Source organism: Klebsiella sp. ME-303 (assembly GCF_007910085.1).
In the GTDB taxonomy this organism is placed as follows: domain Bacteria; phylum Pseudomonadota; class Gammaproteobacteria; order Enterobacterales; family Enterobacteriaceae; genus Klebsiella; species Klebsiella michiganensis.
Genome location: NZ_VOJB01000072.1, coordinates 151217 through 165819, shown reverse-complemented (window position 1 = coordinate 165819; position 14603 = coordinate 151217). Strand labels below are relative to the sequence as shown.

At 56.7% G+C, this 14603-nt stretch carries 12 protein-coding genes and 1 tRNA gene; 8 read left to right on the top strand and 5 right to left on the bottom strand.

The genetic code is table 11. The features are described from left to right. Positions 1-39 precede the first annotated feature (39 nt). A complete protein-coding gene (locus FQK12_RS11530) occupies positions 40-2178 on the bottom strand; it encodes an ornithine decarboxylase (protein WP_014226846.1) in 2139 nt (712 codons plus the stop codon). A 437-nt stretch (positions 2179-2615) separates the two neighbouring features. Here FQK12_RS11530 and FQK12_RS11525 point away from each other — a divergent pair, with 437 nt between their 5' ends. Both FQK12_RS11525 and FQK12_RS11520 read left to right on the top strand, forming a co-directional pair. Continuing rightward, the gene (locus tag FQK12_RS11525; RefSeq protein WP_004135818.1) at positions 2616-3332 is read left to right on the top strand and encodes a DUF554 domain-containing protein; all 717 of its coding nucleotides are present in this window, start codon (positions 2616-2618) and stop codon (positions 3330-3332) included. A gap of 105 nt (positions 3333-3437) precedes the next feature. After that, a tRNA-Phe gene (locus FQK12_RS11520) sits at positions 3438-3513 on the top strand. A gap of 135 nt (positions 3514-3648) precedes the next feature. Here FQK12_RS11520 and FQK12_RS11515 read toward each other — a convergent pair. Together FQK12_RS11515 and FQK12_RS11510 are read right to left on the bottom strand one after the other, a co-directional pair. Next, positions 3649-5037, bottom strand: a complete 1389-nt coding sequence (locus FQK12_RS11515) for an SLC13 family permease (RefSeq protein ID WP_032720259.1) — start codon at positions 5035-5037, stop codon at positions 3649-3651. A 269-nt stretch (positions 5038-5306) separates the two neighbouring features. Then, positions 5307-5549 (bottom strand): hypothetical protein, encoded by a 243-nt coding sequence (locus tag FQK12_RS11510; protein WP_014226848.1) that lies wholly within the window; start codon positions 5547-5549, stop codon positions 5307-5309. Between the two features lie 33 nt (positions 5550-5582). On the opposite strand from FQK12_RS11510, the gene FQK12_RS11505 reads away from it, so the two are divergent. Together FQK12_RS11505 and FQK12_RS11500 are read left to right on the top strand one after the other, a co-directional pair. Continuing rightward, complete coding sequence (locus FQK12_RS11505; protein ID WP_014226849.1) at positions 5583-6953, top strand: pyridoxal-phosphate dependent enzyme; 1371 nt, start codon at positions 5583-5585, stop codon at positions 6951-6953. Between the two features lie 10 nt (positions 6954-6963). Continuing rightward, complete coding sequence (locus FQK12_RS11500) at positions 6964-8109, top strand: trans-sulfuration enzyme family protein (RefSeq protein ID WP_014226850.1); 1146 nt, start codon at positions 6964-6966, stop codon at positions 8107-8109. Positions 8110-8188: 79 nt separating this feature from the next. Here the strand turns inward: FQK12_RS11500 and FQK12_RS11495 are convergent, their stop codons facing one another. Continuing rightward, positions 8189-9088 carry a LysR family transcriptional regulator gene (locus FQK12_RS11495; protein ID WP_014226851.1) on the bottom strand — a complete coding sequence of 300 codons (900 nt, stop codon included), beginning with the start codon at positions 9086-9088 and terminating at the stop codon, positions 8189-8191. A 98-nt stretch (positions 9089-9186) separates the two neighbouring features. Here FQK12_RS11495 and FQK12_RS11490 point away from each other — a divergent pair, with 98 nt between their 5' ends. The 4 genes from FQK12_RS11490 to FQK12_RS11475 all read left to right on the top strand — a co-directional run bounded on the left by FQK12_RS11490 (position 9187) and on the right by FQK12_RS11475 (position 12875). Beyond that, the gene (locus tag FQK12_RS11490; protein ID WP_014226852.1) at positions 9187-9789 is read left to right on the top strand and encodes a short chain dehydrogenase; all 603 of its coding nucleotides are present in this window, start codon (positions 9187-9189) and stop codon (positions 9787-9789) included. A gap of 106 nt (positions 9790-9895) precedes the next feature. Then, on the top strand, positions 9896-10234 hold the full coding sequence (locus FQK12_RS11485; protein WP_014226853.1) for a hypothetical protein: 339 nt from the start codon (positions 9896-9898) through the stop codon (positions 10232-10234). A gap of 262 nt (positions 10235-10496) precedes the next feature. Further along, on the top strand, positions 10497-12416 hold the full coding sequence (locus tag FQK12_RS11480; protein ID WP_014226854.1) for a tyrosine-protein phosphatase: 1920 nt from the start codon (positions 10497-10499) through the stop codon (positions 12414-12416). Between the two features lie 270 nt (positions 12417-12686). Then, positions 12687-12875, top strand: coding sequence for a hypothetical protein (locus FQK12_RS11475; protein WP_014226855.1), 189 nt, complete (start codon positions 12687-12689; stop codon positions 12873-12875). Between the two features lie 334 nt (positions 12876-13209). On the opposite strand, the gene FQK12_RS11470 is transcribed toward FQK12_RS11475, so the two are convergent. After that, a complete protein-coding gene (locus tag FQK12_RS11470; RefSeq protein ID WP_014226856.1) occupies positions 13210-14391 on the bottom strand; it encodes a PLP-dependent aminotransferase family protein in 1182 nt (393 codons plus the stop codon). Positions 14392-14603 lie beyond the last annotated feature (212 nt).

The window sequence follows — 14603 nt, the reverse complement described above, 5'->3', positions numbered from 1 at the left end:
AAAAAAACGCGCCCCGGTGTTATCAGCGGGGCGCGTTTTTTATGCTTTCAGCACATAGCCATATAGCCGCTTAATGCCGTCAGGGTCCGTTTCGCTGTAGACCCCCTGGAGCTCCGGCGAGAAGCCCGGCAGCATATTGACGCCTTCCTCCAGCGCCAGAAAATAGCGCAGCACCGCCCCGCCCCAGATTTCGCCAGGCACGACGCACAGCACGCCCGGTGGATACGGCAGCGCGCCCTCCGCCGCAATGCGCCCTTCGGCTTCGCTTAAGCGCACCAGCTCAACGTTACCGCGAATAAACTCGCGGTTGGCGTCCTGCGGGTTCATCACCGCGCGCGGGAAGCTCCTCTTGCGGAACATCTCTTTTTGCAAATCCTTCACGTCAAAGCTGACGTACAGGTTATGCATCTCCTGGCACAGCTCGCGGATGGTGTAATCCCGATAGCGCACCGGATATTTATTAAAAATGGTCGGCAGAACATCGGCCAGCGGGGTGTCGGATTCAATATGCTGCTCAAACTGGGCGAGCATCGCCACCAGCTGCGCCAGCTTCTCGGCGCTCTCTGCGGGCGTCAGCAGGAACAGAATGGAGTTCAGATCGCACTTCTCCGGCACGATGCCGTTTTCGCGCAGGTAGTGTGCCAGAATGGTCGCCGGGATACCAAAATCGGTATATTTTCCGCTCTCCGCATCGATCCCCGGCGTCGTCAGCAGCAATTTACAGGGGTCAACGAAATACTGATCGCTGGCATAGCCTTCGAAGCCGTGCCAGCGCGCGCCCGGCTCAAAGCTAAAGAAGCGCCGTTCGCGGGCGATGGCTTCAGTGGGATGATCCTGCCACGGACGCCCCGCCACCACCGGTGGAATAAACGGCTGGATCATTTTGCAGTTGGCGATAATCGCCTTGCGCGCTTCAATACCCAGCGCCACGCACTCCGCCCACAGGCGGCGTCCGCTCTCTCCTTCGTGAATTTTGGCATTCACGTCCAGAGCGGCGAACAGCGGATAAAACGGGCTGGTCGAGGCGTGCAGCATAAAGGCGTTGTTGAGCCGCTTATGCGGGCAAAAACGTTCCTGTCCGCGCAGGTGGTTATCTTTTTTATGGATCTGCGACGTTTGCGAAAAACCGGCCTGCTGTTTGTGCACCGACTGAGTGACAAAAATGCCCGGGTCGTCCGGCGTCAGGTCCAGCAGCAGCGGCGAACAGTCGGCCATCATCGGGATAAACTGCTCGTAGCCGACCCAGGCCGAGTCAAACAGGATGTAGTCGCACAGACCGCCGATTTTATCGACCACCTGGCGGGCGTTGTACACCGTCCCATCATAAGTACCGAGCTGAATCACCGCCAGGCGGAACGGGCGCGGCGCATCGGCTTTTTCCGGCGCCGTCTCGCGTATCAGTTCGCGCAGGTATTTCTCATCGAAGCAGCGATCGTCGATACCGCCAATAAAACCAAACGGATTGCGCGACGCTTCGAGATAAACCGGCGTTGCCCCGGCCTGAATCAGCGCGCCATGATGATTGGATTTATGGTTGTTACGGTCAAACAGCACCAGATCGCCGCGCGTCAGCAGCGCGTTGGTCACTACTTTGTTCGCCGCAGAGGTGCCGTTAAGGACGAAGTAGGTTTTATCGGCGTTGAAGACCTTCGCAGCGAACTTCTGCGCGTGTTTGGCAGACCCTTCATGAATCAGCAGATCGCCAAGCTTAACGTCGGCATTGCACATGTCGGCGCGAAAGACGTTTTCACCAAAGAAGTCGAAAAACTGCCGTCCCGCCGGATGCTTCTTAAAGAAGGCGCCGTGCTGATGGCCCGGGCACGCGAAGGTGCTGTTATCCATCTCAACGTATTGGGTCAGCGTATCGAAGAACGGCGGCAGCAGATTCTCTTCATAGCCGCAGGCGGCGGCTTCCAGTTCGAGCCACTCCTGCTCTTTGCCGCTAACGATGGCCGTCACGCCTTCTGGTTTTTCGTGGTCAGCGTCACTGAACAGATAAACCGGCAGGTTGAACCCGGTGCGTTTCAGTAACGCAAGGATGCCGCTGCGGCTGTCCGCTACGGTAATGACGACTGCCGCCACATCGGTAAAATCTGTACTGTCCAGGGCCACAACGCGACGGTGGGTGGACAGGCGGGATACCAGCTCGCGGCTGGCGGCAATGTGCATTGATTTCATGAGCGCGAATACCCGTTTCCGGAGAGTAAAAGGCTTCGGCCAGGGCGTCTGGGCTCTGGCCAACGAAATGTCAGGGTCTGACTGGATCCCAGCTCCGACCGCCAGACATCAGTAAAAGCAGACCGCGTCCGATCTTACTGTTGTCCTGCAGTGAGCCTGCGTTACGCTCACCGCATGGTGGGCAGAAGTTGCAGTGTAAGGGTAGCAAGACGAGGCTGCCTGCGCATCTGTACGCAGCGGCAACGGCGATGTAGCGGCGATGTCGTCATCACGGCGGCCTCATTCAGGAGAGGAGAAAATTCGCGCAATCATGTCACCTTTAAATCTACCGCGCAAGATGAATTACGTATGCAGCCATACCACGGATGCGCAAGCCTTTTGGCCCGTTTAGCGTCATAATAATGCAGTCATTAGGGATAATTAACAGGAGTCATGCTGTGGTTACAGGGCCATTTATTAACGCCGGCGCGGTCCTTTTGGGCGGCGTACTCGGCGCACTCTTAAGTCAAAGATTGCCGGAACGGATTCGTACATCAATGACCTCTATTTTTGGCCTCGCGTCGCTGGGCATCGGCATTCTGCTGGTGATCAAATGCGCCAACCTGCCGGTGATGGTGCTTTCAACGCTGGTGGGCGCGCTGCTCGGCGAAGTGTGCAACATGGAGAAAGGCATTAATACGCTGGTCAGTAAGCTCCAGCAGCTGCTTTCGCCCAAAAAGGGGCAGAAAAAGGTCTCAGCGCATGAGTCCTATATTCAAAGCTACGTCGCGATAATCGTGCTGTTCTGCGCCAGCGGAACCGGGATTTTCGGCGCGATGCGCGAAGGAATGACCGGCGACGCCAGCATTCTCATTGCCAAAGCGTTTCTCGACTTCTTTACCGCCACCATCTTCGCCTGCACCCTGGGGCTGGCCGTCTCGGCCATTTGCGTACCGATGCTGGCCATCCAGCTGGCGCTGGCGGCCTGCGCGTCGCTGATTATGCCGTTAACCACGCCGATGATGATGGCGGATTTCACCGCCGTCGGCGGCATGCTGCTGGTCGCGACCGGTCTGCGCATCTGCGGAATTAAAATGTTCGCCGTGGTGAATATGCTGCCGGCCCTGGTGCTGGCGATGCCGATTTCAGTGGCCTGGACGGCGTTTTTCGCCTGAAGATGCGTGCTTTTGACGCAATGTGGTGATAGATTGTTCAGTCTGCTGCGAAACAGATAAATTTCGTTGACGAGGTGCGGTGAATCAGGTTTAATGCGCCCCGTTGCCCGGATAGCTCAGTCGGTAGAGCAGGGGATTGAAAATCCCCGTGTCCTTGGTTCGATTCCGAGTCCGGGCACCACTTATTCAGAGAACCCAGCCTATGGCTGGGTTTTTGCTTTTCTGCGACCGGACTCTCCATCGAACTCCGTTCGATTATTCGCCGCACGGCAGTCTTATTTTGCAAGATATTGGGTGGAAACTCGCTTATCAGAAGTTATACCCAAAACAACATGCTAAATCCGGTCAAAACGACGATACAGGCGACATTCAAAAACAGGCCGGCGCGCATCATCTCCTGCTGCTTGATATGGCCGGTGGCGAAAACGATAGCGTTTGGCGGCGTCGCCACGGGCAGCATAAAAGCGCATGAAGCCGCAATGGCAATCAATACCGACAGAATCACAGGCGACATGCCGAACGCTTCGGCCACTGAGGCAAATACGGGAATAAGCAAAGCGGCGCTGGCCGTATTACTGGCAAACTCGGTCAGAAACACCACGAATGTTGCAATCACCAGGATAATAATAAATATCCCCATATGAGCCACCATCCCGCTAATCTGGTTTGCCAGGAACAAGCTGGTACCCGTCTCTTTCAACACATTACTTAAGCAGATACCACCGCCGAATAATAACAGCACGCCCCAGTCAGCCGTTTTTTCTATATCCTTCCAGTGAACCACCCGGGCGAAATTGACTAATATAATGGCGCCTAAAGCCACAATGGTATCGAAGGATTTAAAACCGCCCAGTAGGTCGTTAATGGGGCCGCTGAAAATCCAGAAGAATACGGTAAGCGCAAAAATAGCCAGGGTGACAACTTTGCCTTTATCCCAATCGACCTGCTCAGTATTCGTTTCGAAGGTCCCCTTAAGTTCCGGCCTGAACACGAGGTAAAGAATCGCAATAGCGACTGGCAGTAAGACGATCATTGCCGGGAAACCGAACTTCATCCAGTCAAAGAAGGAGAGCCCCACCTCGGCGGCGGCAATCGCATTCGGTGGACTGCCGACGATGGTCGCCATTCCGCCAATGCTGGCGCTATAGGCAATACCGAGGAGCACAAACACATAGGTCGAATGGCGGTTTTTGCCATCGACTTTACTCAGGATCCCCAATACCAGCGGCATCATCATTGCGGCCGTCGCCGTATTACTGATCCACATTGACAGCAGCGCCGTCACGCCAAATAGCATAAAGACCGCGAGGCGCATTTTGCCCCTCGCCATCGCTAATACCTTATCGGCAATGACTTTATCCAGCCCCTGCACATGCATTGCCGCCGCCAGAGCAAAGCCGCCGAGGAAAAGGAATATCGTTGAGTTGGCGAAACTGTTTAGCGCCGCCTGGGTATTAAATACCCCCAGAAGCACGGCCATGACGGGAACCATGATTGCCGTAACGGTCACGTGCAGCGCTTCCGTTAACCATAATACGGCGATAAAAGCGAGCATACTCAGCCCCATTACCACCTTCGGCTCATAGGGTAGCGTGTTGTAGAGAACGATAAACAAAACAATATCGAGCAAAATGATGATGCTGTTACGATTAAAAAACCACTCATGGGTATTGGTGGGTAAAGGACTCATGTCGTTTTTATTCATAGTAGCTTCCTTGTAACTGGTTACGACTGAATCATTACATGTATATGTCCTTCAGGTATAAATTATGTTCCTGTTCTGTTAACTGGATCGTACCAGACAATTTCCTTGCTGAATGACACCCAGGTCAGGATATTTCCGGAAAGAGGTTCCTGATAGAGACGATTTATTGAAGCGAGCAGGCCGACTTTATTAGCTTTAATTTCCTTCATCTGAATTTCTGTCTTTGGCTGCTACGCCGGTATACGCGGCGTTGATAGTTTCACCAACACCTAAAATAGCCCCAAAGAACCATCGATTATTTTCGGCAATCCATTTCTGAAATAGAGATAAAGCAGCGCGTAAAAACGGATAATTCGGTGAAAAACCGGGCAAAAGCGCGCTATTCTGGAAATCAACACGCCCAGGCGGCTAACAACCTTTCCCTCCGGACGGCTAAAAAGCATCTTATATTCCTTTTTGCTCTTAGCGGCAGACAAAAGTTCTTTAAAATGCCAATTTTGCAGCCCTACCATTCAAATCATCTCGATACGAATGGGCAAAATGTTATGTCAGTTTTTCATTCCGTTAGCGACCTGATTGGTCATACTCCCCTGCTGCAGCTTCATAAGCTGGATACCGGCCCCTGCAGCCTGTTTCTAAAACTGGAAAATCAAAATCCCGGCGGCTCGATAAAAGACCGCGTCGCGCTATCCATGATTACGCAGGCAGAGCGCGAAGGGAAATTAAAACCCGGCGGCACGATTATCGAAGCCACCGCCGGCAATACCGGCCTCGGTCTGGCGCTGATCGCCGCGCAGAAAAATTATCGCCTGATTCTGGTGGTGCCGGACAAAATGAGCCGCGAGAAGATTTTCCATCTGCGCGCGCTGGGAGCGCAGGTGCAGCTTACCCGCTCGGACGTTAACAAAGGCCATCCCGCCTACTATCAGGACTACGCCCGGCGCCTTGCCGACAAAACGCCAGGCGCCTTTTATATCGACCAGTTTAATAACGAGGCTAACCCGCTGGCGCATGCCACCACCACTGCCCCGGAAATCTTCCAGCAGCTGGATGGCGATATTGACGCGATCGTCGTCGGCGTCGGCTCCGGCGGAACGCTCGGCGGGCTACAGGCCTGGTTTGCAGAGCACTCCCCTGAAACGGAATTTATCCTCGCCGATCCGGCGGGCTCCATTCTGGCGGACCAGGTCGAAACCGGGCGCTACGGCGAAACCGGCTCCTGGCTGGTGGAAGGGATCGGCGAAGACTTTATTCCGCCGCTGGCCCATCTTGAAGGCGTCCGCAGCGCATACCGCGTCACCGATAGCGAAGCTTTCGCCACCGCCCGCCAGCTGCTGCAGGTTGAAGGCATTCTGGCAGGCTCCTCTACCGGAACGCTGCTCACCGCCGCCCTGCGCTACTGCCGGGCGCAGACATCCCCTAAACGCGTGGTGACCTTCGCCTGCGACAGCGGCAATAAATATCTATCAAAGATGTTTAACGATGACTGGATGCGCCAGCAGGGCTTTTTAAGCCGTCCATCGCGCGGCGACCTCAGCGATTTTATCGCTCTGCGCCATGACGAAGGGGCAACCGTCACCGCCGCGCCGGACGATACCCTGGCGGCCATCCTCGCGCGTATGCGCCTCTACGACATCTCGCAGCTGCCGGTGCTGGAAAACGGCCGCGTCGTCGGCATCGTCGACGAATGGGATCTAATTAGCCACGTCCAGGGCGACAGTCAGCGCTTTTCTCTGCCGGTCAGGGAAGCGATGACCCGTAACGTGGAGACCCTGGATAAGCACGCGCCGGAAAGCGCGCTGAAGGCCATTTTCGATCGCGGCCTGGTGGCCGTTATCGCCGACAACGATCGTTTTCTTGGCCTCATTACCCGCAGCGATGTGCTGACCACCTGGCGTAACCGACTCGAACAGTAAGGACTTCTCAATGACAAATTTGCATACCCTGAGCGTACATAGCGGCACATTTACCGATGAACACGGCGCGGTGATGCCGCCTATTTATGCCACCTCCACCTTTGCTCAGCCCGCGCCGGGCCAGCATACCGGGTACGAATATTCGCGCAGCGGCAACCCGACCCGTCACGCGCTGGAGACGGCGATTGTCGACCTGGAAAGCGGCACGCGCGGCTACGCCTTTGCTTCCGGCCTTGCGGCTATCTCAACCGTGCTGGAGCTGCTGGATAAAGACAGCCACCTGGTCGCCGTCGACGACGTCTACGGCGGCACATACCGGCTGATTGAAAACGTTCGCCGCCGCAGCGCCGGCCTGCGGGTGAGCTGGGTGAAGCCCGACGATCTGGCGGCCATCGAAGCGGCCATCCGACCCGACACGCGCATGATCTGGGTTGAAACGCCGACCAACCCGCTGCTTAAGCTGGCCGACCTCAGCGCCATCGCCGCCATTGCGCGGCGGCACAATATTATCAGCGTTACCGACAACACCTTCGCCTCGCCGGCTATCCATCGTCCGCTGGAGCTGGGCTTTGATATCGTGGTGCATTCGGCGACCAAATACCTTAACGGCCACTCCGATGTGGTCGCCGGGCTGGCGGTGGTCGGCGACAACGCCGCGCTGGCGGAAAAGCTGGGCTACCTGCAAAACGCGGTCGGCGGCGTCCTCGACCCGTTCAGCAGCTTCCTGACGCTGCGCGGTATTCGTACCCTGGCGCTGCGTATGGAGCGTCACAGCAGCAATGCGCTGCTGCTTGCCGAGTGGCTGGAGCAGCAGCCGCAGGTCGAAAGGGTCTGGTTCCCGTGGCTGGCCTCGCATCCGCATCATCAGCTGGCGCGCAGGCAGATGGCGCTTCCCGGCGGAATGATCTCCGTGGTGGTCAAAGGCGACGATGGCTACGCCGAGCGGATTATTCGTAAGCTGAAGCTGTTTACCCTCGCAGAGAGCCTCGGCGGCGTGGAAAGCCTGGTGAGCCAGCCGTTTAGCATGACTCACGCGTCGATCCCGCTGGAGCAGCGTTTAGCCAACGGCATTACTCCGCAGCTGATTCGTCTGTCGGTAGGGATTGAGGATCCGCAGGATCTGATCGCCGACTGGCGCCACGCGCTGCGCGACTAAGCAGATTACCCGGCGGCGGCTAACGCCTTGCCGGGCGACAAGATCCCCCATCACATCAGGCCCGCCGCCCGGCAGAGAATTAAGCAGTCTGCCCGTTCTGGCCCTGCCCCTGCAGAAGATGCTCAACAAAGCGCGTCAGCTTCGGCAGCGGCCGCAGATCCTGCCGCCAGAGCAGGTGAATCGGCCTCGGCTGCGGGGTATACGCCTCGAGCACGCGCACCAGTTTGCCGCACTCGAGCGCATCCGCCAGCAGCACTTCCGGCTGCAGCAGCAGCCCGGCGCCGGCGATCGCCGCCGTTCGCAGCGCATAGCCATCATTACAGCGCAGAACAGCGTCGCGCTTCCAGCGTACGCCCTCCTCCGCGCCCGGCAGCTTCCACTCATTGCGCGCGGTCCACACCGTATGCGACAAACAGAGATGATCGGCCAGGTCCGCAGGCGTTGTCGGCGTACCGTGGCGGGCTAAATACCCGGGCGCGGCGCAGATCGTCATCCGGTAGGGCGCGAGATATTTTGCCACCAGATCGTTATTGCGGATCTCGCCGATGCGGATCGCCAGATCGATGCCCTCATCCACCAGATCGACCATCCGGTTGGTCAGATCCAGCTCCACGCGCACGTCGGGCCAGGCCTGCAGAAACGTGGCGGTCAGCGGGGCAATCACGCAGGCGCCAAACGACGTCGGCGCGCTTATCCGCAGCGTGCCCGCGGGCGCGACCCGTAGTCTCTCCACTGAACTTTCGGCGATGGAGACCTGCTCCAGGACGCGTTTCGCCTCGTCAAAATAGACCCGCCCGGCGTCGGTCAGGCTCTGGCGACGGGTATTGCGCTCAAGAAGACGGGTATTAAGCTGCCGCTCGATCAGCGCGATATATTTCCCGACCATCACCGCCGACATCTCGAGCCGCGCTGCGGCACCGGTAAAGCTTCCGCACTCCACGACCGCAATAAAGGTCTCCATCGCCCGCAGCTTATCCATATTACAAACCCCTGGTTAGTAATTATTTAACTTTTAGCCAGTTTATCCGATATTTGTTTTATTAAAGAATAGCCTCTCACCCGAGAGAGGAACCTGCTATGAAAATCATCATTATTGGCGCCAGCGGTACCGTTGGCCGAGCGGTTGCGCAAGAATTAAACCAGCGTCATGAAGTCATTCGCGTCGGCCGCACTCAGGGCGACTATCAGGTCGATATCACCTCACAGCAGAGCGTGCAGAACCTGTTTGCGAAAACCGGTCGGGTAGACGCGATTGTTTCCGCCACCGGCAATCTCTTCTTTGGCCCGCTGGCGACCATGACCGACAGCGATTTCAACCAGGGCTTACAGGATAAACTACTGGGGCAGATTCGCCTGGCGCTGACCGGCCAGCATTATCTGAACGACGGCGGATCTATTACGCTGATTAGCGGGATCGTCGCCCATGAGCCCATCGCTCAGGGCGTCAATGCCACCACCGTCAACGCCGGGCTGGAAGGATTCGTTCGCGCCGCCGCCTGCGAACTGCCGCGCGGAATACGTATTAACCTGATTAGCCCCACCGTATTAACGGAATCGGCGGCAGCCTACGACGGTTTCTTCCCCGGTTTTACCAGCGTCCCCGCCGCCAGCGTGGCTCAGGCCTACCGCCGCAGCGTAGAAGGCGTTCAGAGCGGACGGATCTATAAGGTCGGCTACTGACCGGCGCCGCTGCGGGCCGGAATGACGCTGCCGGCCCGCGACGGCGTTTACATCCTGTTTCATCAACGGCTACACTTATCCTTCAATTTGCCTTTTTGAATGACTCATGTTGAAGAAACTCGCTTTTATTGCCCCGCTTTTGGCGCTTATCGCTCTACTTATCTGGTGGTTCATGCCCCGCTACGCCGAAGAGGACGTCGCGTACTACCGCTCCGTCTTCTGCGTTATTGACCATCAGGACAGCCGTGCGTTTCTCCGCGATATGGAAAATATGATTGAAGGCGGTAATTCGGATTATGCGCTGCATAAGACCCACTACGTGCCCGCTCTGGGCCAACGGATGCTGGACACCTGGCAGCAGTTGACGCCGGAAGAGCAGAAAAGTATCAGCCAGGACCAGCAGCGCTGTCGCCAGCTGATGAGCGAAAAGCAGCGCCCGGATTAAGGCATATTACTGCGCAAAATGACTCGCTGACAATAATAGAAAATAACATTCTGCTGCGACGAGCGGAATGTTAAACATAAACATGGCGAATGAATAACAGTATTTAGCGCGCGAAAAAGTTATATTTAACCGATATCCTGACGTTATTATCACCCTATTTATTTAAAAAAATCGTTCTGGAAATAATTCCGTCACAATCCCCTCCTATATTTCCAAGCCTTAATAAACAGTAAATTATAACCAATAATTATCGAGGCTTATTTTGATTCGCTATATTCCCGTTTCGCTCTCTCTGGTCGCCGTCGGCGTTTCCGGCGTGCTCTACGCTGCGCCGATAAATACGCCCGTACTCGCTACGATGGATAATTTCCGCGATATCGCTGGCACGACGTCTGTTTATACCACCAGCCACGACGGCACCCTGCGCACCGGCGTTTTTTATCGTTCTAATGCTCTGGCATTATCCTCCGCGGACCAGGCAACGCTGAGCACGCTCGGTATCAGCGATGTTTATGATTTGCGCACGGCCAGCGAAATCGCCAGCAGCCCGGACGTGATGCCCGACGGGGCGAGGTATACCCATATTGATATCATCGGCAACACCGCTTCGGGCAGCAACATCACCTCAATAACGTTCAGTAGCGCCGCTGAAGCCAAAGCGATGATGCAGCAGACCAACGTCTCCTTCGTCAGCGATGCCGGGATGCGCACCCGGTTCACCACGCTATTTAACGATCTGGCCAGCGCCGACGGCGCAGCGCTGTTCCATTGTACCGCGGGCAAGGACCGCACCGGCTGGACCGCCGCGATGCTGCTGAGCATTGCCGGCGTCGATGAGGGGACCATTATGGAAAACTACCTCGCCACCAACGACTATACCCGCCAGCGCGTCGAAGCGACCCTGGCGATGATGCCCCCCGCCATGGCGGCAATTTACGAGCCGCTGCTGGGCGTCGATGCCAGCTATCTTCAGGCCGGGCTGGATGAAATCAGCCGCGAGTACGGATCGGTGGATAACTATCTGAAGCAGGGCCTGGGGCTGTCGCAGGAGACGCTCTACGTCCTGCGCGGCAAAATGGTGCAGTACGGCCAGCTGCCGGGACAAAGCGAACTGCGGGGGAATGCGGCGCAGGGCGCTGCGCTGCTTAACGCTCTGCAAAACAGCGAGCTATCGGGCCGCTACACCGACTATAACTATTATCTGCAATCGGCCATTGATGCCGGAACCCTCGGCGGCGTGGAGACTCAGGTCGGCGGGCAGATTTACGCGGACGCCGCCAGCTACCTGCTGCGCAGCGGATCGCGATTAGACAGGGCGTTAACGCCGAATATTGATAGCCGTCAGCTGCGGGATGGGGAAGGAAAACTGTGGCTGACCGGGCTTAGCGGCTATCTTGGCACCGATGGTTCCGCCCGCGCCGCCAGCAGTAATGAGCATACCACCGGCTCGCTGCTGGGCTATACCTGGCGGTTTAACGCGCAGCTTAGCGGCTACGGCACTCTGGGATATAGCTGGGGCTCGCTGGGCAGCGCCAGCGCCGATGCGGATGCCAACACCACTCTGCTGGGGTTTGGCGGTCGCTATGCTTTTGAGGATTTAAATCATGGCCTCTTTGCCGCCGCCGATCTTAACGCAGGCTGGATCGATTATAGCAGTACGCGCCGGCTGAATGGCGGGCTGGGTACGGCCACCGGCGATACCCATGGCCAGCTGGTTGGCGGCACGCTGCGCCTCGGCTACGTCAGTCCGCTCGATTTTGCCAGCGTTGAGTACGCCGTCGGGACCCGCCTGACCCACCTGCGGATGGACGCTTTCCGCGAAAACGGCAGCGAGCTGGCGCTCAACGTCGACCGCGTCAGTGAAAATAACGCCAGCGGTATTGCCAATGTGAGTATCGCATTTCATTCGCAAAACGGTGGCGGCTGGCGCTTCACGCCGGCGATAAATATCGGCTATGAACACAGTTTCAGCGGCCCTTCGGTACGCACTCAGGGACAGGTTTATCACTATGAGGTCGTACAGAACGCGGCCTTCGATAGCCGTGACATGGTCAACGCTGGCGCCAGTTTGAGCATCACGCGCGGTGCGCTGAGCCTGAACCTTGGCGGCCAGGCTGACGTCGCCAGCGGCGGCGACAGCCACGGCTACAGCGGCAGCCTTAGCGTGGGCTACGCTTTTTAAACATCCATAGCAGGCCGCCGCGGGCGGCTTGCTCTTAGCCACGAAATTGCAAAGCGGTTAAACATACACCGCCGAGGATCGGCGCATTTTTCGCCGCCATGGGCAAAACGAAACGCTGGCAGGAAAGGTAAAACAGAAATTATGTTTCAATCCGCTACTGGCAGCGGCAATCATCAATCTGATGCATGATTGTCCTTACCATAAAAAGTAGTTGATCTGGTATCGACAAGCTCTTATTTTGCTTCTCAGTTTTTAAACGAGATGAAACTGATGCCTACTATTACAGCCAGTAGTATGAAAGAAGCAAAAGAGTTAATGAATTGTGGGAAGTACAAAGAAATCGTTCTCAATTTCGATATTGATGCTGACGATTTTTTCACCCTCGCAACATCCCAGTCAGGAACAAAAGTCACCATCACAGACAGAAATAATCGCTCATCGGTCAAAGCAGAAAAATAATAAAAACCCCTGAGGCTCTTCTTATGCTGTTAGCTATTGGTACCGTCGCTGTTGCTTTTCTTTCCACGTTGATGCTGATCTGGCTTGACGATCGCATTACCGACCAGGATTAACGACCGGGGCCGGCGATAAGCCGCAAAACCGCCCGCCTCTGTGTTTCTCTCGCCCGTAGCCATCGGCTGCGGGCGATTCAAAAACCCCGCCAATCCCGTTTTCACATTACGCACTGATGATTTTCACCCGCCGGGCAGGTCATGCATTCGCATAAAAACAGGGGCTTAAAGAAGAAAACGAGAAGGGAGCCCCGCGCCGCCGACGGCGCGGAGCAGGGCGATTACAGCGACTTCGCCAGGCGCTCGACGGCGGTCATCAGACCCTCTGTCGACACCGTCGAGTAGGACAGGCGCAGCGTGCGGGTATCCGGGTTATCGTTATAGAACGCTTCTCCTGGTACGTAGACCACGCCATTTTCCAGCGTTTTCTTCATCCATTCCATGGTATCGAACGGATAACGGAAGCGAGCCCACAGGAACATACCGCCTTTAGGACGGCTGAACGCCAGATGCTCGCCAAGCTGCGATTCCAGCGCGTCGGCCAGCGCCACGCACTTCTTGCGGTAATCTTCGCGGATCAGGGCAATCTGGCTTTCCAGGCGGTTCATGCTCAGGTATTCCGCGGTGATGACCTGCGAGAGCATATTAGTGTGCAGATCCGCCGCCTGTTTAACGATCACCGTCTGCTGCGCCAGCCAGTCCGGCATCACGATCCAGCCAATACGCATCCCCGGCGCGAGGATTTTGGAGAAGGTGGAGGTATAAACCACCTGATCTTCACAGCCCAGCTCAACCGCATACTGATACAGCGGACGCCGAACTTCATCAGTGAAGCTGATTTCACCGTACGGATCGTCTTCGATAATGACGAAGTCGTGCTTTTTCGCCAGCTCAACCAGGCGGCGGCGGCGCGCTTCGCTCAGGGTTTTCCCGCCGGGGTTGCCAAACGTCGGCACCAGATAAACGGCTTTCACACGCGTGGTTTCCAGCAGATCGGCCAGCTGTTCCACCAGCATGCCGTCATCGTCGGTATCCACGCTGAGAATATTGGCCTGCGCCAGCTGGAAGACCTGCAGCGCCGCCAGATAGGTCGGACGCTCAACGACAATCGCATCACCCGGATCGAGCAGGGTGCGGGCGACGATATCCAGCGACTGCTGCGAACCGGAAGTGATATAGACATGACTTGCCGAACAGGCCACGCCGCGCGCCTGACACAGTTCGCTAACGGCCTGACGCAGCGGCGGATAACCTTCGGTCAAACCGTACTGGAACGCATCGTTAAAGCGCCCGTTCATCACCTGCTGCACCGCCAGGTTCAGGCCTTCGGTATCAAAAAGCTCCGGGGCCGGAATACCGCCGCCCAGAGAGATAACGCCGGGCAGCTTACTGTGCTTGAGGAGTTCGCGGACGGCGGAGGGCTTAAGTTCACCCGCGCGGGCGGCGAGTCGCCGATCGTGCATACTATTTTCCTTTTCTGTCTTGTTGTTGTGATGTTTTATCTATTTTTACCGTTCATTCCCCCGGTCGCACTATGCTCACTGGGGCTACGGGTTCGTATGTTCGGTAGCCCGGACAGATGCGCAGCATCGCCTCCGGGTTATTCTTCAGCATCCTGCGGCCTTCCCCCGGGGGCGGCGCGATGCGCCTTGCCCGGGCTACAAATGCCGCAGGT